The sequence below is a fragment of the Marinobacter shengliensis genome, from assembly GCF_030297115.1.
Taxonomy (GTDB): Bacteria; Pseudomonadota; Gammaproteobacteria; order Pseudomonadales; family Oleiphilaceae; genus Marinobacter; species Marinobacter shengliensis.
Genome location: NZ_AP028062.1, coordinates 2,143,343 through 2,161,978, shown reverse-complemented (window position 1 = coordinate 2,161,978; position 18,636 = coordinate 2,143,343). Strand labels below are relative to the sequence as shown.

General features: G+C 56.6%; 22 protein-coding genes. 15 read left to right on the top strand and 7 right to left on the bottom strand.

Translation table 11 applies throughout. The features are described 5' to 3' along the window. Positions 1-2 precede the first annotated feature (2 nt). Genes QUE75_RS09950 through QUE75_RS09930 form a run of 5 tightly spaced genes read right to left on the bottom strand, consistent with a single transcriptional unit; the run spans position 3 to position 4,247 of the window. Positions 3-899, bottom strand: coding sequence for a radical SAM protein (locus QUE75_RS09950; protein WP_286249677.1), 897 nt, complete (start codon positions 897-899; stop codon positions 3-5). A 42-nt stretch (positions 900-941) separates the two neighbouring features. Continuing rightward, positions 942-1,391, bottom strand: a complete 450-nt coding sequence (gene sixA / locus QUE75_RS09945; protein WP_106695740.1) for a phosphohistidine phosphatase SixA — start codon at positions 1,389-1,391, stop codon at positions 942-944. A gap of 26 nt (positions 1,392-1,417) precedes the next feature. Further along, positions 1,418-2,479: an NAD(P)H-dependent glycerol-3-phosphate dehydrogenase gene (locus QUE75_RS09940; RefSeq protein WP_106695739.1), complete on the bottom strand. Its 1,062-nt coding sequence runs from the start codon at positions 2,477-2,479 to the stop codon at positions 1,418-1,420. Between the two features lie 54 nt (positions 2,480-2,533). Beyond that, positions 2,534-3,025, bottom strand: a complete 492-nt coding sequence (locus QUE75_RS09935) for an STAS domain-containing protein (RefSeq protein WP_058089783.1) — start codon at positions 3,023-3,025, stop codon at positions 2,534-2,536. A gap of 13 nt (positions 3,026-3,038) precedes the next feature. Continuing rightward, complete coding sequence (locus QUE75_RS09930) at positions 3,039-4,247, bottom strand: PP2C family protein-serine/threonine phosphatase (RefSeq protein ID WP_286249666.1); 1,209 nt, start codon at positions 4,245-4,247, stop codon at positions 3,039-3,041. A 114-nt stretch (positions 4,248-4,361) separates the two neighbouring features. Between QUE75_RS09930 and QUE75_RS09925 the strand changes: the two genes are divergently transcribed. Next, positions 4,362-5,846, top strand: coding sequence for an HD domain-containing protein (locus tag QUE75_RS09925; protein WP_286249664.1), 1,485 nt, complete (start codon positions 4,362-4,364; stop codon positions 5,844-5,846). 9 nt (positions 5,847-5,855) lie between these two features. Here QUE75_RS09925 and QUE75_RS09920 read toward each other — a convergent pair whose 3' ends face one another. Then, a complete protein-coding gene (locus tag QUE75_RS09920; RefSeq protein ID WP_286249663.1) occupies positions 5,856-6,866 on the bottom strand; it encodes an NAD(P)/FAD-dependent oxidoreductase in 1,011 nt (336 codons plus the stop codon). Between the two features lie 8 nt (positions 6,867-6,874). On the opposite strand from QUE75_RS09920, the gene QUE75_RS09915 reads away from it, so the two are divergent. From QUE75_RS09915 to QUE75_RS09870, 10 genes are all read left to right on the top strand, one after another. Further along, entirely contained in the window at positions 6,875-7,831 is a 957-nt protein-coding gene (locus QUE75_RS09915; protein ID WP_061332879.1) for an acyl-CoA desaturase, read from the top strand. Continuing rightward, entirely contained in the window at positions 7,828-8,295 is a 468-nt protein-coding gene (locus QUE75_RS09910) for a nuclear transport factor 2 family protein (RefSeq protein WP_106695737.1), read from the top strand. Before QUE75_RS09915 ends, QUE75_RS09910 begins: the two co-directional genes overlap by 4 nt. Next, positions 8,292-9,074, top strand: coding sequence for an SDR family NAD(P)-dependent oxidoreductase (locus QUE75_RS09905; protein WP_106695736.1), 783 nt, complete (start codon positions 8,292-8,294; stop codon positions 9,072-9,074). The genes QUE75_RS09910 and QUE75_RS09905 overlap by 4 nt, the downstream gene beginning before the upstream one ends. Before the next feature lie 26 nt (positions 9,075-9,100). Further along, entirely contained in the window at positions 9,101-10,366 is a 1,266-nt protein-coding gene (locus QUE75_RS09900; protein WP_286255545.1) for an NAD(P)/FAD-dependent oxidoreductase, read from the top strand. 2 nt (positions 10,367-10,368) lie between these two features. Then, positions 10,369-11,268 (top strand): DUF1365 domain-containing protein, encoded by a 900-nt coding sequence (locus QUE75_RS09895; protein ID WP_286255543.1) that lies wholly within the window; start codon positions 10,369-10,371, stop codon positions 11,266-11,268. Then, positions 11,256-12,524, top strand: a complete 1,269-nt coding sequence (locus tag QUE75_RS09890) for an SAM-dependent methyltransferase (RefSeq protein ID WP_286255541.1) — start codon at positions 11,256-11,258, stop codon at positions 12,522-12,524. The genes QUE75_RS09895 and QUE75_RS09890 overlap by 13 nt, the downstream gene beginning before the upstream one ends. Then, a complete protein-coding gene (locus tag QUE75_RS09885) occupies positions 12,521-13,045 on the top strand; it encodes a DUF2878 domain-containing protein (RefSeq protein WP_286255540.1) in 525 nt (174 codons plus the stop codon). The genes QUE75_RS09890 and QUE75_RS09885 overlap by 4 nt, the downstream gene beginning before the upstream one ends. Then, positions 13,042-13,779 (top strand): hypothetical protein, encoded by a 738-nt coding sequence (locus QUE75_RS09880; protein ID WP_286255538.1) that lies wholly within the window; start codon positions 13,042-13,044, stop codon positions 13,777-13,779. The genes QUE75_RS09885 and QUE75_RS09880 overlap by 4 nt, the downstream gene beginning before the upstream one ends. Positions 13,780-13,858: 79 nt before the next feature. Then, complete coding sequence (xthA, locus tag QUE75_RS09875) at positions 13,859-14,671, top strand: exodeoxyribonuclease III (RefSeq protein WP_286255536.1); 813 nt, start codon at positions 13,859-13,861, stop codon at positions 14,669-14,671. 18 nt (positions 14,672-14,689) lie between these two features. Beyond that, positions 14,690-15,319 carry a TetR/AcrR family transcriptional regulator gene (locus tag QUE75_RS09870; protein ID WP_061332869.1) on the top strand — a complete coding sequence of 210 codons (630 nt, stop codon included), beginning with the start codon at positions 14,690-14,692 and terminating at the stop codon, positions 15,317-15,319. A gap of 3 nt (positions 15,320-15,322) precedes the next feature. On the opposite strand, the gene QUE75_RS09865 is transcribed toward QUE75_RS09870, so the two are convergent. Next, positions 15,323-15,742, bottom strand: a complete 420-nt coding sequence (locus QUE75_RS09865) for a phasin family protein (protein WP_286255531.1) — start codon at positions 15,740-15,742, stop codon at positions 15,323-15,325. Positions 15,743-16,094: 352 nt separating this feature from the next. Here QUE75_RS09865 and QUE75_RS09860 point away from each other — a divergent pair, with 352 nt between their 5' ends. The 4 genes from QUE75_RS09860 (at position 16,095) to hemH (ending at position 18,629) form a co-directional block, all read left to right on the top strand. Next, on the top strand, positions 16,095-16,532 hold the full coding sequence (locus tag QUE75_RS09860; RefSeq protein ID WP_286255530.1) for a YeeE/YedE family protein: 438 nt from the start codon (positions 16,095-16,097) through the stop codon (positions 16,530-16,532). Between the two features lie 4 nt (positions 16,533-16,536). Further along, positions 16,537-16,974 carry a YeeE/YedE family protein gene (locus QUE75_RS09855; protein ID WP_286255529.1) on the top strand — a complete coding sequence of 146 codons (438 nt, stop codon included), beginning with the start codon at positions 16,537-16,539 and terminating at the stop codon, positions 16,972-16,974. Positions 16,975-17,064: 90 nt separating this feature from the next. Further along, complete coding sequence (locus QUE75_RS09850) at positions 17,065-17,493, top strand: TIGR01244 family sulfur transferase (protein WP_286255527.1); 429 nt, start codon at positions 17,065-17,067, stop codon at positions 17,491-17,493. 23 nt (positions 17,494-17,516) lie between these two features. Continuing rightward, complete coding sequence (gene hemH, locus QUE75_RS09845) at positions 17,517-18,629, top strand: ferrochelatase (RefSeq protein WP_286255524.1); 1,113 nt, start codon at positions 17,517-17,519, stop codon at positions 18,627-18,629. Positions 18,630-18,636: the final 7 nt, after the last annotated feature.

The window sequence follows — 18,636 nt, the reverse complement described above, 5'->3', positions numbered from 1 at the left end:
GGTTACAGGCCGCGCATCCATTCGGCACGCAGCGGCGCCGCGCCGGGGTCACGAATAGCAAGGTCAACCTCGCCGAGAAGTCGCTGCTTATCGCGCCCAAGGGTGCCCTTGAGGACCAGGTAATTGGATGCGTGATCACTACGGAATATGGTGCTGTCCAGTTCCAGGTGCTCGAGAAACACCCGAATCTCTTCGAACAGACCCTGCTGACTCAGGGGAACGAAGTCGTCGCCGAAACCGGCGCGAAAGCGCTCCTCACCCTGGGGAAAGCTCACCACCAGCGTGGACAGGTAATCGGGCTGAGTCTCGTTGCACAGAGTGGCCGTGTTAATGGCATGCTGCCGGGAGAGCACCTCGCCCCCCAGACCGTTGAGCACCATCACAGAGCTGGTCAGCCCCGCCTGCTTTATCTTCTCCAGAGCCGACCGGGTAGACTCCCAGGTTTCGCCCTTGTTGATTCGGCGAAGCACTTCGTCATCACCCGATTCCATACCGACGTACAAAATGCCCAAACCGGCTTCCCGCAACTCGACAAGTTCTTCCACGGATTTCTTGGCCAGGTTGCGGGGCAAACAGTAACTCGACACCCTCCGCAGACCTGGGAAAGCCTGCTTCAGGTCTGCCAGAATTTCCAGTAAGCGTCGGGTTGGCAGAACCATGGCGTCGCCGTCCGCGAGAAACACCCTTGGTACGGATTCGAAGGCCTCAGCGGCCCGGGCAATATCACGGCGGATATCGTCGGGTTTGCGCGCCCGGAACTTTTTCTGGGGTTGGGTGTACATTTCACAGAAGGTGCACTGGTTCCAGGAGCACCCGTTGGTTACCGGCAGTATCAGCGATTTGGCTTCACTCGGTGGCCGGAACACCGGCTCAACGTATTCAATCGGAAAGCTGTGCATGGCGTCTCAGCAACAATTCAGGGAAGTTGGATATGGGTAAGATCAGGGCAAAAACTGGGCTTTCAAGTCTGCGCAGCCGGGTCCCACCACTGGCATGTCGAGCAACACCGCCTGCGCAGTCATGAACGGTATGCCTTTGCGGTGGCCATCCACCAACAGGGTGGACAGACAGCCAACGAACGGCATGTGAGACACCAGCATCAGCGGCGAGGCCTTGTTCTCCAGCAGCAGATCGAGGCACTTTCCGGGGTCGTCATCCGGGGTGATGACCGGGCATTCTTCAACCGGGCAATTGAGCACTTCAGACACGATCGCCGCGGTCTGGCGGGCGCGCGTATACGGACTGGCCCAGATTCGCTCCGGCCGCCAGGGAGACTTGGCAATCTGCGCAGCCACAGAGGCGACTCCGGCTCGGCCGGCTTCCGTCAGCTCCCGTTCCTGGTCCAGGGTGTGCCAGCCGGCCTCACCATGGCGCATGATGATCAGATGCAAGGTAATCCTCCCTGCCCGGCGCGGGCTTACTGACTGATGGTACGGGGCAGAATAAACTCAACGTCGGAATTCTGGACAGCCATCATCAGGCTGTTGATGACCGCGTTGATGGAGGCGCCTTCGTACAGGATTTCATAAAGCCCCCTCACCAGAGGCATATAAATGCCAATGGCCTCTGATTTCTCCCGGACCAGCTTCAGGGTATAGATACCCTCGGCTACCTGCCCCAGCTCCTGTGCAGCTTCGTCAAGCTTCTTGCCTTTACCGACCGCATAACCCACCCGGAAGTTCCGGCTTTTGTTGGAGGTACAAGTGGCAATGAGATCACCAACGCCAGCCAATCCCATGAAGGTCATCGGGTTGGCGCCCAGGCTGACCGCAAAACGGCTCATTTCAGCCAGGCCACGGGTAATCAGCATCGCCTTTGCGTTCTCGCCCATTTCCAGGGCGTTGGCCAGTCCGGCTACGATCGCGTAAATATTTTTCAGTGCTCCGGCCAGCTCCACCCCGTACACATCGACGTTGGCGTAAACCCGGAAGTACTCGCAACCAAGCAGCTCCTGAATGGCCCGGCGCACATCCGGATCTTTGGCGGCAATCACGGTGGCCGTCAGCTCCCGGTTAACAATCTCGCCTGCCAGGTTGGGGCCACTGAGCACGCCGGTGCGGCAACGGGGAATTTCTTCCTGAAGGATCTCGCTCATCAGCTTGAAGCCGTGTTCTTCGATGCCCTTGGTCAGGCTGACAACAATCTGGCCGTCCCGGAATACCTGGCTGTTTTCCCGGATAACGGCACGAAATGCCTTGGACGGAATGGCAACCAGCACCACCTCCGCTTTGCGAACGGCATCTGCGAGATCAGTCGTGGGCTGGATATCGCCCTCCAGGGTGATACCTGGCATATAGCGTTTATTAATACGGTTCTGACGAATATCTTCGGCCTGCTCTTCATCACGCATCCAGAAGTGGACGGTGTGGCCATTCTCGCCAAGTACCTTGGCCATGGCAGTGCCGAAACTGCCGCCACCCAGAACGGCGACGTCACGAGGGCCCGCTCCAGCGGTGCGGTAGGTTGCGTTTTCAGACATATCTGTTCCGTTTTGTTGCTTCGGGGGCACCGCAGGGAACGCGTAACCGAACGTTCAGCCCGGTTCTTCGCACTCCAGTGCGCGCACCAGGTTCTTGAATTCTTCCCTGTTTTTGCTGTTCATACCCATCAACACTTTGTGGGCGTCGAGCACTTTATCTCTGACCTGCTGTTCACTGGCCTTCAGTACGGGGATTTCTTCGAGCTCTTCAATTCTGGAGGCAGGCTCCCGGACAATGATGAAAATCTTGTCGAAGCCCATAGAGGCGATAATGCGGGTAATGTCGGGGTTGGTAGAGATCAGAGTTGGCAGGAATTGACTTTGTTTTTGCGCCGCCAGGGCTATCTTGGCCAGCAGGCCCAGGGTAGTGCTGTCGATGATTTCCGTTTCCGTGAGATCGACCACAACCGTTTTGAACTGGGGATCACGGGTGATGGACTCAACCAGATTGTCCAGCGTCGAACACAGGTTCAGCCGGATTTCCCCAATAAACTTCAGGACGTAGATTCCCTGCTTCTCAGCTTGCAGGATTTTATAACCAGCCATTTTCACACTGCCACTAAGTCGACGACGTGTTGTCTGAACCATCTATGGTATCAGTTACCGATACTATCGCGATATCATCCGGCAGCTCCGAGATCTTACCAAGCCCCAGAGCGTCGCTCAGCGATGTGATAGTGTGACTACCTCCTGATACGAGTTCAAGTAGTGTCTTCTCCTTTTCATCCAGGGATTTGGCAGGAATCACTTCCAGAATCCCGTCTGAAAACAGCAACAGCCGGAACGGCTTGTCCAGCTTGACCTCGTAAACCTCCCACTCTGGTGCCTCAAACAACCCTACCGGGAGCCCACTGCCTTCCAGAAAACGGGTTTCGCCGCCCTCGAACGACAAAATCGGCATCGGGAAGTGTGCACCAACCGCATAACTTAATGTACGGGTGGAAATCGAGATAATGCCAACAAATACGGTTACGTGCTTACCGAGACCAGTATCCAGAAGCTCCGAATTGATCCGTTCCAGAAACCGTTCCGGGTACAGGATATCGTCGCTGGATTGGCGGCGCATATTGCGCTGCAGGCGATTGGTCAGGTTCTTGAGCAGCACCGTGACAAACGCCGAGCTGGCGCCATGCCCCGATACATCGGCAATATAGACCAGCACTTTGTCTTCGGTGATGCGGAAGTAGTCCAGGAAATCGCCGCTCAGGTAGAGCGAAGGCTTGATCAGGTGGTCCACCTGTAAACCGGACAGCCGCAGCTCGTGGTCCGGTAACATTTTGAGCTGGACCTTGCGCCCGGCGTTCTGGTCAGCCCTCAATTCCGCGATACCGGTGCGCAGTTCGCGGTTGGCTTCTTCAAGCTCCTGCCGGTACAACTGGTTCAGGCGATTCACCCTTACCCGGTCAAACAGTTTGCCGATAACGTCGTCCAGGGCGCCCTTGTCGTCGTTACAGGGTTTAAGAACAACATCCGCTGCACCTGCTCTGAGGGCCTGGACAATCTCCGCACTGGACTCACTGCAGGTACAGGCAACGATAGGCGTAAAGCTGTCGGCTTCATCCAGTCGCTTTGACAGCTCTCGGATGGCCTCGGGGGGCAAATCTGCAAAGATGACATCGGGAATGTTATCTTCGAAAAGGCTTCGGGCGGCGCTGACATCGGGAAATCCAGTCACGTAGAAGCCTCTCGCTTCAAGGTAGCGGGACAAATCCGATCTAGCCTGTTCGTTGGCGTCAATAATCAGAATGCGCTCGGTGCGCGAGGTCATGTTGATGGCCTTAAACTACCAGCGATAAAAGAGAAATTGGCTTCATTACGCCTATTCTGGCATGCCCCTGTGATATAACAAGGGCCGTGTCATTAAATTGGGAGATTTGTAACCATGCGACGTGCCGTCAACGACCTGCTCGGAGCCTACGACAAGCTCATCATGGACCCCGTGCACGGCGGCATTCCCTTGTATCGGCATGAAATCCAGGTGATTGACCATCCCCTGTTCCAGCGTCTGAGAAACATCTGCCAGAACGACATCCTGAGCCTGGTGTTCCCCGGCGCGACCCACTCCCGGTTCCTGCACAGCATTGGCGTAATGCATGTGGGCACCCGCATGTTTCGTTCAATGATCGACGCCTACCTTCGGGAAAGGCAACTCAGCGAACGCACAGATCTGAGCCTGAGCCAGCTGGACGCCATCGATTACCTGGCCAAAACCATTCGCCTTGGTTGCCTGCTGCACGACAGCGGCCACTCCAGCTTTTCGCACCAGTTCACCCAGGCCCGCCGCATCCGGGAACTCATGTCGCGCCCCCAGCGTTTCCGGGACCTCTGGCGCGGGGTCGACTTCACCCGTTATCACCCGGAGGAGCCAGGAGAACTGGAACATGAACATTATTCCGTCCGGGTTGCCCATGACGTGCTTTCATCGGTAGATCTGGAGAACGCTGGGCTGAATGCCGTTGATGTGATTGGCATCATGGAGACCACCGACGTAACCCCAAGCGACACCTTCTGCCGCCACGCCCGCACCTTCTGGGCATTCATTGCCGGCGAAGATGCGGTCGCCGGCACCATCGGTGACCAGGACGTGCCGGCCCTGGTCATGGGGTTGCTGTCGTCCATCGTGTCCGGTGAGATCGACGCTGACCGGGCAGATTACATGCTGAGGGATGGTTTCCACAGTTCCGTTACCATCGGCGGGTTCAACCTCGACCACCTTCTAAGCAACCTGAGGTTTGGCTGGGATGTGTCCGAACCCTGGATGGGCCTGGCGATTACCCAGAAAGGCCTGGGTGCCCTGGAAGATTTCGTTTACAGCCGGTATCAGATGTACCGGAAAGTCTACGCCCACAAAACAGCCCTGGGTTTCGACTGGCTGCTGCGGGAAGCCATCAACGAAGTACTGGAAGACGCGGAAAGCTCCGACTGGATCGACACCTGCCTGAGCGATATGAGGTACTTTGCCGAGCTGACCGATAACTTCTTCTGGGAAGCTTTCCGGAAAGTGGCCCGCAAGCATCCGAAAAGTTATTCATTCTGCATAGTAAACCGGGTGAAGCTGCACCACCTGGATACCCGGGAAAATCTCGACAAACAGCAGATTGCCGACCACAGCCACTGGCTGGCTGGCGAATTGGCCATGGACCCGGGCAACGTGGTGACCTGCTCCATGCGCGCCCGTTTCTCGAATATCCAGGACAACTTCAACGGCATAAAGGTATTGGTGAAGAATCCGATCTCCCGGGAGCGCTCATTGCGCAAGATTACCGAGGTCAGCGCGTTTTTCTCGAAGTTTGGTGACGGCACCATCACCCATTTCTACAGCCGGCCGGAAGTCACCAGGATGGCGCCTCCCGACCTGCTTGAATAGACTGGTGCGCTACTGAATCGCGGCAACCAAGCGGGTGGCGCTTTCCCACGCGCCTTCCACCCGGCCGCCAGCCAGCCAGTCGCCCGCCAGCCCAACCCCATTCTCGGCATCGTACCGATAACCGGGCTGACTACTCCAGGCCGACCGGGCATAAAGCCAGCGGTGGGCCACCGTCTCATCGGGCCGGGCATCGGCACCGGTTAACGCCGCGAATTCGCCCACCAAAGCGTTGCTGACATAGCCCGGTTCTGCATCCACATGGGCCTTGGTCCACTCCGGGGTGGCATGCAGCACCCACCATTGGCCGGAATCATCCCGGCCCGGCTTGGAGGAGTTGTTAGCAACCCAGTAGAGCACCTGAGAGTGCGGGCGCATGGCGTCTGCGTCCACCTCCGGTGGCTCCGAATAGTGAGCCGCGACTGCCCAACACGGGAGAATCTGATCAACCGGCTTTTCCAGCTCTTCCGCCAGCCCGTCAAGCTGGCTCGCCCGTAACAGTTCCTGGGCCTGGGCCGGGGGCGCGGTGATGATCACCTGGTCGAAAACACCGTGGTTCAGTCCTTCTGTACACACCAGTTGCCACTGGTTACCGGAACGCTCCAACCGTTCAATTCTCACCTGGGCAGTGACATCAACGTGAGCAGACAATGCGCGGGTGATGGCGGTCATTCTCGGTACGCCAACATAACGCTTCTCTTCCGGAAACGGCTGCCAGTTCAGGGTGTCGTCCTGAAAACGAAATCTGGCCGGCCATTCGAGGAACGCATCGCTTCCCGCCCAGCGCTGCAAGAACGAAAGAAACTCACGGTTGCGGGCGGTAAAATATTGAGCACCAACATCGGCAGAGCCACTACCCACTCTCTTGGAGGCCATACGACCACCGGGCCCGCGACTTTTCTCAAACACCGTGACACTATGGCCCAGTTGGCCAAGTAAAATTGCAGCCGTGAGGCCTGCCAGACCTGAACCGATAACCGCTACGCTGCGTATTGATGTGGTGTCTGATGTCACTTTAAGCATGGTTGTATATGGCCCGATTGAATTACTGGTTAACAAACATTCTGAGATGGTTCGATTCCGAAGCCGGTTCAGATCACCTGGACTCCAGTTCCAGATCCTTTAACTGGGTGAGAGTGCTGCCTTTTATCGCATTGCATCTTGCTTGCCTACTCGCATTTTTCACTGGTGTCAGCACGTTTGCCGTCGTGTTCGCCGCAGCCTTTTTCATCATCCGGATGTTTGCCATCACTGGCTTCTATCATCGTTACTTTTCCCACAAGACATTCAAGACCAGTCGCGCCGCCCAGTTCGTGTTCGCCGTACTGGGTGCCAGTTCGGCCCAGCGGGGCCCATTGTGGTGGGCCGCTCACCACCGCCATCATCACCAACACTCTGATAATGCGGAAGACCTGCATTCCCCCCACCACGGCGGGTTCTGGTGGTCTCACGCTGGCTGGTTTACCTGTGATGCCGGTTTCAGCATGGATGAACGCCGGGTACGAGACTGGTTGAAATTTCCGGAACTCAAGTTTATCAACCGTTTCGATTCATTGATCCCGGTGGCGGCAGCCGTGCTGATCTACCTCCTCGGTGAAGCCCTGGCGGTTTGGGCACCGGGGCTGGGCACCAATGGTTTGCAACTGCTGGTTTGGGGATTTTTCATCTCAACGGTGTGCTTGTTCCACGCGACGGTATCCATCAACTCCTTGTCGCACGTGTGGGGAAAACGCCGGTTCGAAACCGACGACGACAGCCGAAACAATTTCTGGCTCGCGCTCATTACGCTGGGCGAAGGATGGCACAACAATCATCACCGGTGGCCACAATCCGTGCGCCAGGGGTTCCGGTGGTATGAAATAGATATTACCTGGTACGGGCTCTGGGCGTTGTCCAAGCTCGGGATAGTGTGGGATTTGAATCCAATACCGGCACACATCCAGAAAGAAACCCGTGAATTGGACGAACAGAGGAGGAAGCGCAAATGACGACTGCTTCTGCCATCGAGGTCGGCTCACCGAACCCCGCCCTGCCAGCTGTGCTCGACCAGTTCTGCGCCTTGTTCAATCAGCTGGATAAGGGCAATCTGCACAAACTGCAGCAGGTTTATGGTGAAGACATCGAGTTTCAGGATCCATTTGGAACGGTGAACGGCCTGGATGAACTGACGAATTACTTTGCCGACGCCTACGGCAACGTTATCCGCTGCCAGTTCCGCTTCAACAGCCCAGTGATCCAGGACTCCTGGTGCACGATTCCCTGGGTAATGGAGTTGCAGCACAAACGCATCAAAGGGGGAAAAACCGTAGAGGTTGAGGGTATCAGCCACCTCCGGATTCTGGACGGTCGGGTACGGTACCACCGGGATTACTTCGATGCCGGCCAGTTACTCTATGAAAATCTTCCGGTAGTGGGCGGCGTGATCCGCTGGGTCAAGGAGCAGGCAGGATGAGCAGACGCCTGGAAACCGCCAGCAACATCTGGCTGACCGGCGCATCGTCCGGTATTGGCGAGGCACTGGCAAAACAACTTGCCACCCACGGGCACAGGCTGATTGTCACCGGGCGCCGGAAGGAGGCACTGGATGCCCTGGTGAATCAGCATCCCGAACAGATGCTGGCAGCCCCCGCCGACACCACCAGTAAGAGTGATCTTGAGGCTTTAAAGGATTCTCTGGGCCACTTTGGTGATCTGGATATGGCGATACTCAATGCCGGTACCTGCGAATACCTGGAAATCGCCGAGTACGACAGCCGCGTTATTGAAGCCAACATGATAACCAATGTGGTTGGCACCGCCCGCAGCCTGGATATCGTGCTCCCAGCGCTCAGGGCCACACGGGCCAAAGGTAAACCGGCAACACTGGTGATCGTCAGCTCGTCGGCCTGGTGGTTTCCCTTTGGCCGGGCAGAGGGTTACGGCGCTTCAAAGGCTGCCCTGACCTACTTTGCTCACGCGCTGCGTGCCGACTTGGCGGCGGAAGGCATCGACGTGGTGGTGGTCTCACCGGGCTTTGTAAAAACACCTCTGACGGACCGTAACGACTTCCCCATGCCCTTCATCATCAGCTCGGAAGATGCAGCCCACCGCATCGTTAAAGGGCTTGAAAAGGGTAAAACGGAAATCGCCTTTCCCCGGCGTTTTACCTGGCTGCTCAAAGCGCTGGGCGCCTTGCCTCAAGGCCTTGTGGATCGCATGGCCGCATCCATGGCCCGTAACAACCACTCTTGAACACTTTGGCAACAGGAAAAGATTGCATGAACCCGAATCGTCAGCGTATTGCTGTGATTGGTGCCGGTGTATCCGGCTTAACGGCGGCCTGGCTGCTCAGCGAACAACACGACGTTCAACTGTTCGAGGCTGGCGATTATGCGGGCGGCCACACCAACACCGAGCAAGTTGAGGCTGGCGGGCGCGTTTGGCCGGTGAACACCGGTTTTATCGTGTTCAATGACTGGACCTACCCGAATTTTATCAAACTGATGGACCGCCTGGACGTAAAGTCGGAAGTCAGTAACATGAGTTTCAGCGTGGACTGCCATGTGTCTGGCCTGCAGTACAACGGGACCAGCCTCAATACGCTGTTTGCACAGCGCAAGAACCTTCTTAACCTGAACTTTCTGAAGATGATCCGGGAAATCCTCCGGTTCAACAAGGAAACTCGCGCCGATCTCGCTGCCGGCCAGATTCCAGAAGGTGAAACCCTGGGCGAATACCTGAACCGCAACCGCTACAGCCGTTATTTCCGTAACAACTACATCGTTCCGATGGGTGCTGCTATCTGGTCTGCCCCGGAAATCGTATTGGAGCAGTTCCCGATCCGGTTTTTCCTGCAGTTTTTTAACAATCACGGCATGCTTTCGGTGGACGACCGCCCAACCTGGCGGGTGATTTCCGGTGGTTCCGCCACCTACGTGGACAAGATGATGGCGCGGCTGGGCGACCGCACTCACCTGAACAGTCCGGTAACGGCGATTACTCGGGACGAAGAAGGCGTCACCATTGTCGTGAACGGCCAACAGCACCGGTTCGATCAGGTTGTGCTGGCCTGCCATAGCAACCAGGCGCTGGCGATGCTGAATGATCCGACCGATCAGGAACGGGACATCCTTGGTGCCATCGGCTACCAGAAGAATGATGTAGTGTTGCACACCGATGCCAGCGTTTTGCCATCCACCCGGCTGGCCTGGGCAGCCTGGAACTACATGATTCCCGAACACAGCACCCAGCCGGTGTCGGTGACCTACAACATGAATACCTTGCAGAACTTCGATGATGCGCCTGAAACCTTCTGCGTTACGCTCAACCGCAGCCATGACATCGACCCCGCCAAGGTCATCAAGCGATTTGAATACGACCATCCGGTGTTTACCCTCGAAGCCGTGGCCGCCCAGGAGCGCTATGACGAGATCGGCAACCGTAACCGGACCCACTACTGTGGCGCCTACTGGTTCAACGGCTTCCATGAAGACGGTGTACGCAGCGCATTGCGCGTTACCCGCGCGTTCAGGGTGGAGCTCTGATCATGGCCAGCCAGTGGCTAGAAGGCACTATAAGACATCGGCGTAAGATTCCGGTTTTGCACGAGTTTAAGTACAAGATCGGTATGCTGGCGTTAGACCTGGATGACTGGGAGACCATCACCTCTTCGAGCCCGTTCTTTTCCCTGGAACGGTTTAACTGGATGTCTCTGTACCGGCGGGATTACCTGAACCCGGAAGTGCCCAGTCTGCGCCAGGCAGTGTTCAACCAGGTGAAAAGCGCCACTGGCTGGGCACCGGACGGCCCAATAGAGCTGATCACTCATCCGCGCTACCTGGGATACGTCTTCAATCCAGTCAGCTTTTATCTTTGCTACAACCACGGCGAAAGCCCTCAAAACGGCGACGTTCCCCGAGTGATTCTGGCGCAGATTACCAACACACCCTGGAAGCAACGCCATGTTTACTGCCTTGAGTGCCATCAGCCCGGATCTACCCTGACCGGGGCGTGGCATACCGAACGCTTTGCCTTCAGCAAGCGCTTTCACGTGTCCCCGTTCAACGGCATGGATCAGCAGTACCAGTGGCTGTTCAGTTTCAAAGGCCCCGAGCTACGTATTCACATGAACGTGCAACAGGGACAGGAAAAACATTTTGATGCCACCCTGGTAGTCCAACGCAGCCCGTTTGAACGTAAAACACTGCACAGAAGCCTGAGGCGTTTTCCCCTGGAAACCCTCAAAGGCACGGCCGGCATTTACTGGAATGCCCTGAAGCTGAAGCTCAAGGGCGCGCCTTTCTACACCCACCCGGACAAGCTGGACAAAACGGACAGCCAATATCGAAAGGGCGTGGAAGATAAAGGCGCGGAGATCACTTTAACACCGGCACCCAGGCACTCAGATTCAGATATAGCGGGAAGGGTAAGCTCATGGAGAACCTGAACACATCCGTAGACAGCCAGCGCACCAGCCAAACGCCGCTGGTAAGCCGGATTGCAAAACAGCTTGTCTGCCAGCAGCTGTCACAACTGGCCCACGGCAAACTGGTGGTCAAGGAATACGGTGCTGAGGATCTCGTCTACGGTGACGGGGACCCGCAGTATCCGGCAGCGGAACTGGTCATCCATGATCACACCACCTGGCGTGATCTGGTGACTGGTGGCAGCGTTGGGGCCGCCGAGTCCTTCGTTGCAGGGGACTGGAGCTCTCCGGACCTGACCGCCCTCCTGCGTTTTTTCAGCCGAAACCTGGACACCATGAATGCCTTTGAAGACAAGTTCAGCTGGGTAAGCAAGCCGACCCTGAAAGCGCTGCATTGGCTGAACCGCAACACCCCTGCCGGTTCGCGCAAGAACATCAGTGCCCACTACGATCTGGGTAACGATTTGTTCCAGCTCTTTCTTGACCCAACCATGATGTATTCATCGGCCATTTACCCGAGCGCGGACTCAACACTCGAAGAAGCCGCGGTCTACAAGCTGGATACCATCTGCAAGAAGCTGGACCTGCAGCCAGAGGACCGTGTGATCGAAATAGGCACCGGCTGGGGCGGGTTTGCCATTCACGCCGCCAAGCATTATGGCTGCCACGTAACCACTACCACCATCTCCCGGGAGCAGCTTGAGCTGGCCAAAGAGCGGGTGAAAGCCGAAGGCCTGGAAGACCGTATCACCCTGCTGTTTGATGACTACCGTGACCTGACCGGGCAATTCGACAAGCTGGTGTCGATCGAAATGATTGAGGCCGTTGGACCGCAGTTCCTGGACAGCTACCTGGCCCAGATCAGCACGTTGCTCAAGCCGGACGGCCTTGCCCTGGTGCAGGCTATTAATATGCCGGAGCAGCGTTACGACCGGGCCCTGAAGAACGTCGACTTCATTCAACGGTACATTTTCCCGGGCAGCTTCATACCCTCATTCGGAGCCATTATCACGTCCATGCGCCGCGGATCCAACCTGGTGCTGACCCACTCCGAAGACTTCGGCTTCCATTACGCCCGCACCCTGCGCGAATGGTGTGACCGGTTCATGGCAAACCGGAACACCCTGCTTGAACGTGGCTACGACGAGGCCTTCCAGCGTCTATGGCACTTCTACTTTGCCTACTGTGAGGCGGGCTTCAGCGAACGGGCCATTGGCGTGGCCCACCTGGTGCTGGCCAAGCCCGCCAACAAACGCGCCAACATACTCAGTTTATGATCGCCTCAGACACCGCCCGTAATATCCTGAACTTCGTCCTGTTCCAGACAGGCTGGCTGGTGTGCGTTCTGTTTCCCGGCCTGGCTGCCGCCGGGCTGGTGTTGATATTTCTGGCCATCCACTTTGCGTTGGTGAGCCAGAAGCGCTTTACCGAGCTCCAGTTCATCGGCTTCGGGGTGGTGCTTGGCAGCCTGATGGATACACTCTGGTTCCGAACCGGTGTACTTGGCATCAATGGTTCCGATGAAGTGTTGGTTGCGCCCCCCTGGCTGGTCGCTATCTGGGCCATATTCATGACCACCCTGTGCCACTCACTGGGCTGGATAGCGCAACGCAGATGGCTACCTTATGTGTTTGCGCCGATCGGAGGGCCGTTCGCCTATTGGTCCGCCAGCAAACTGGGTATCGTCACCCTGCCCGACCTCACGATCTCTCTGGCCGCCATGGCCGTGGGGTGGTTCCTGTTATTCCCGTTGCTGCTTTTCGTTCGGAAGACCCTGTACTCGGAGTTGCAGCCATGATTCGTTCAGCCATTACCTTCAGCGCCCTGACCATTCTGGCACTGCCCGTAAACGCCAACCAGTTCGTGTTCACCGGCACAGCCAAGAGTAACGGTGGCACGTTGCTTTACCAGGAAGTCCATCGGGTTGAGGGCCATTGTGCGGAAGGCATCTTCGAACCCCAAACTCACTCAGTGAACTACCGAAAGGAACCTGGCGAGGACCCCTTCGCAACCAAACAGATGAACTATGAAGACTCCTCGCTCCGCCCGAGCGTGGATTTTCAGCAACCGGACTTCAACGAGAGCCTGAAAATCACCTACCCGGAGGCGAACCGCCTGGAAATTGAATGGCAGACTCCCGCCGGCGACGTTGAGAGGTACGAGGTAGATTTTGATAATCGGTTAGTGGTGGATGCCGGTTTTGATCATCTGGTCCGCGCCAACTGGGGCCAGGTTAACCGGGGAGAGTCGGTGGAGTTTCGCTTCCTGGGCCCGACACGGGGCGAGCATTATGGGTTTGTACTGGAACCCACCCGCAATAACCAATTGAACTCCGATGTTGTCCTTCGTATTCGCCCCACCAGCCTGGTTCTCCGGTTTCTGGTTGACCCTATCGTGCTGGGGTACAACAAAGAGGGCGCACTGACCGAGTACCTGGGCCTTACCAACATCCGTGAAAACGCAGATGCCAATTTCACCGCGCACATCCGCTACGAGGTGGAACAATACCCGGATTGTGAACTGACGCCCTGAACCCGGCCCGGCCGCCAAACAGATAACCGGCCACGGTGTGGTAAACTCTCGGGCAAAACGTACCGGAGACTCCACCCCCATGATGTTTGTGTCGTTTAACGTCAACAGTATCCGCACCCGTCTGCACCAGCTTGAAGCTGTGATCGAGCAACTGAACCCGGATATCATCGGGCTTCAGGAAACCAAGGTCACTGACCAGGAATTCCCGGTAGATGACATCCGCAAACTCGGCTACCACGTGCACTTTCACGGCCAGAAAACCCATTATGGCGTCGCCCTGCTCTCCCGGGCCGAGCCCGAGTCGGTCCAGAAGGGATACAGCACCGATGACGACGATGCCCAGCGCCGTCTTATAACCGGTCGCTTTACCGTGAACGGAGAGCCGCTGACCGTGATCAACGGCTACTTCCCCCAGGGTGAGAGCCGGGATCATCCGGTGAAATTTCCCGCAAAACAGAAGTTTTACCGGGATCTGATGGCCTACCTGGACGACTTGAAAAGCCAACCTGGCCATGTGGTTGTCATGGGCGACATGAACATCTCGCCCACAGACAAAGACATCGGCATTGGCGCGGATAACGCCAAGCGCTGGCTGCGCACCGGGAAATGCAGTTTTCTGCCAGAGGAACGGGAATGGCTTGCCCAGGTTGAAAGCCGGGGCTATACCGACGTCTTCCGCCACCTGCACCCGGACGAAGCCAATACCTTCAGCTGGTTTGACTACCGTAGCAAAGGCTTTGAACGGGACCCTAAACGGGGCCTGCGAATTGACCTGATAATGGCCAGCGACAGCCTGCTGCCCAAAGCCACAGAGGCCGGCGTATCCTATGATATCCGAGGTATGGAACGGCCATCAGACCACTGCCCGGTATGGGCGCGGTTTGACCTCTGAGGAATCGATTCAGCGATTATGAAAAAAATCAAAACCAGGGACAGGATTCTCGGCACCAGCCTGGCGCTGTTCAACAGCCTGGGCGAGCCGAATGTCACCACCCTGCTGATCTCCGATGAGCTGGACATCAGCCCGGGCAACCTCTATTACCACTTCAAAAGTAAAAGCGACATTGTCGACGAGCTGTTCCAGAGCTTTGAAGCGGAAATGGTGGACTTACTCGCGGTGCCGGACGACGCCGATATTTCACTGGACCAGTTCAGTTTTTTCCTGCATTTGCTGTTTGAGGCTGTCGCCCGATATCGTTTTCTGTATCAGGATCTGGTGAACGTGCTGTCTCGCTACAGCCAGCTGCAAGTGCGGTTTAAACGGATTCTGGCGAAGAAAAAAAATGCGTTTCGGGTTTTGTGTGAGAGCTTTCAAAGCCAAGGGGTCATGACCATCAGTGAAGACGAGCTGCTCTCGCTGTGCGAACAGCTCACCCTGACGGCCTGCTATTGGAGCAGCTTTGACACGCTGTCCCATCTGGATGACCGGGAATCGGTAGATCCGGGCAAGGGAGTGTATCAAATGCTGCACCTGATCCTTCCGTACCTGGCGGAACAGGAGCAACAGGAGATTCAGCTGACCAGCCGCAGCTACCTTTGAGGGTTATTCTTCTTCATCCGAGGCTGGTGAATCACCCCGCAATCTGGCCAATTCGCTTTCCAGCACTTCAATCCTGCGCTCCATCGCTTCAATTTCCTCGCGCCGGTGAATACCAAGGCGACGCAAAGCACCGGATACGCGCTGGTCGAACATGTGCTCAAGCTTGTCCCAGGTTCCGGTCGCCTTTTCCTTAACCTCACCAACGCGACCCTCTACGGTCTTGATCTGCTTTTCCACCACGCCCCGGGTCCTGGTTTCCAGTTGCTCACCCTCCTGCACCAGGCGCTCAAAAAACTTACCCGCGTCTTCCTCGGCCTTGGTGTATGCACCCAGACCCGCAAGCCAGATCTGGCGGGCGGAATCCTTGATTTTGTCCGCCAGCTGCGGATCATTTTCCGGGTTTTTATCGTCGTGGTCTGACATGAATACCTCTTGGCAACAAAGCGGGAACGGTCTGGCCCCATTGTATTACAGCCAAACGGGGATTTCAGTGGTCATACACACCTCCCTGAAACCCGCATAACGAAGGGGCGCAGTATAAACACCCAAGGCATATGAAAAAATGTTTTCAAACGAAAGCCGCTCTCACTTGAACTGCTCACATTATGGTCAATACTTCCCGTTACCGGCATCCCAGTTGATGTCGGTTTGTCTGGAAGTCTTTCATGGATACTACTCGCACGCCTCTGCCCGGCATTCCTTGCCGGGCTTTTTTTTTGGTATTATCGCCCATACTTATAAGCTTATTCCTCATAGCGAAACCTGGAGCACGTAAATGATTGAGATTGCCTGGAGCCAGTTTACCCCTGGCACTGCACTAACTGGCGGTATTCTGATTGGGCTGGCCGCCGCCAGCTTCCTGCTTCTGAACGGCCGCATTGCCGGCATCAGCGGCATACTCGGCGGTTTGCTTACCCCCATCAGAAGCGACATTCTGTGGCGAATTGCCTTTCTTGCCGGGCTGATTGGGGCACCAGCGATTTGGACACTGGCAGGCCAGTTACCACCTATCGAAATCAACGCCGGTTACCCTGCCCTGATTGTCGCCGGCCTGCTGGTGGGCATTGGAACACGCTATGGGTCCGGCTGCACCAGCGGTCATGGGGTTTGCGGTTTGTCCCGGCTGTCTGTTCGTTCCCTGGTGGCCACCCTCAGCTTTATGGGTATGGGGTTCGTGACCGTTTATGTTATCCGTCACCTGATTGGAGCCTGAAGCCGTGAAATATCATATTGCTTCCCTGTTTGCCGGCCTGATTTTTGGCCTTGGTTTGATTGTTTCCGGTATGGCCAACCCGGAAAAAGTCCTCGGATTTCTGGATATCGCCGGTGCCTGGGACCCCTCCCTGGCCTTTGTTATGGGCGGTGCGGTTATTGTTGGGCTGGTAGCCTTCACCATCGCCCGCAGACGCACATTGTCATTCCTGGGCTTCAACATAAAGCTCCCCACCAACACCCAGATCGATAAACGGCTGATCGTCGGTAGTATGATGTTTGGGGTCGGCTGGGGTATTGCGGGATTCTGCCCGGGGCCGGCTTTGGTTGCCTTTGGTGCGGGCGAAATCAAAGCTGTGGTCTTTGTTGCATCGATGGTCACAGGTATGATTCTGTTTGAAATTGCTGAGCGTATACGGGCATCATCTGGTCATAATGCCTAACCCCTGAGCAACACGACCCGATCACAGCATTGTGCCGGGCCCCAAGGGGCCCGTCTTTAAATCCCCGGCCATCAACCATTGGAGCCCTAAGTGGATATCAGAAAGATTGATGAAACCCTATCGGTAGCCCCCCAGATTTCGGTTCAGGATGTTGCCGAAATTGCCCGGCTCGGCTTCCGGACCCTGGTTGCAAATCGCCCGGACCGTGAAGAGCCTGGCCAACCCGCCATGGCGGACATAGAAGCGGCAGCGCGGGAACATGGCCTGGAGTGGGTATTCCTCCCGGTGGAGTCTGGCAATATCACCGACCAGGACGTTGACCAGTTTGCGCCGATGATCCGGAATGCCGATAAACCCGTACTGGCCTTCTGTCGGTCTGGAACCCGCTGTACCGTGCTGTGGGCCCTGAGCGCCGCACGGGAAACCCAGCCGGAGGAGATTCTGTCCAAAGCTCAGCGCGCGGGATATGACATCACGGGCCTTATACCGCGATTGGCACAGCAGGCTGGCAAGCATTAACCCACCACCATCGGATAGCATCAATGCCATATAAAGGGACGGATCAGTTCAGCCATAACGAGCCCGAACGCCTGGGGGTACTTGTGACCAACCTTGGCACACCAGACGCCCCCACCACACCAGCACTGAGAAAGTATCTTGCCGAGTTCCTGTGGGACCCAAGGGTGGTGGAAGTACCACGCCCCATCTGGTGGTTGATCCTCCATGGCATCATCCTGAGAATCCGGCCAAGAAAAAGCGCCCAGGCCTATGCCAGTGTCTGGCAACCGGAGGGCTCTCCCCTGCTGATACACACCGCCAAACAGGCGGAAGGCATTCGGGAAGCGCTGAAGAAAAAGTATGGCAGCAACGTGGTGGTGGGTTTTGCCATGCGCTACGGCAACCCGTCAATTTCCCGGGTATTGGAAGACATGCAGCAACAAGGTGTTCGCAAGCTGCTTGTCCTGCCGCTGTACCCCCAGTATTCGGCATCCACCACTGCGTCTACCTTTGATGCCATCTCCGCCGACTTTACCCGCCGCCGCTGGCTGCCGGATTTCCGGTTTGTGTCTCACTATCACGACTACCCGCCCTACATTGAGGCCATGGCACGCCATATTGAGGCGCACTGGGCCAATCATGGCCGGCACGAAAAACTCATCCTGTCGTACCATGGCGTCCCCCTGAAATACCTGCTCAAGGGCGATCCTTATCACTGTGAATGCCATAAAACCTCACGCTTGCTGGCCGAACGGCTTGGCCTTGGCCAGGACGACTACCTGACGACCTTCCAATCGCGCTTTGGGCGGGAAGAATGGCTGCAACCCTACACCGACGAAACCCTTAAATCCCTACCGGAAAAAGGTGTAAAATCTGTAGATGTCTTCTGCCCGGGGTTCTCTTCGGACTGCCTCGAAACCATCGAGGAAATCAACGAAGAAAACCGGGAATACTTCATGGAGTCCGGGGGTGAAGCCTTTGGCTACATCCCTTGCCTGAACGCCACACCCGGCCATATCGACGCATTGGTGCAACTGGTGGAAGACAACCTGAAAGGGTGGGCCGTGCCTGACAACAGCCCGGACAATCTGGCTGCCAGGCAGAAATGCGCAGAAGCCAGGAAACAGGCGACGTTTCCCGGCCGGACGGATATCTGAGACGACC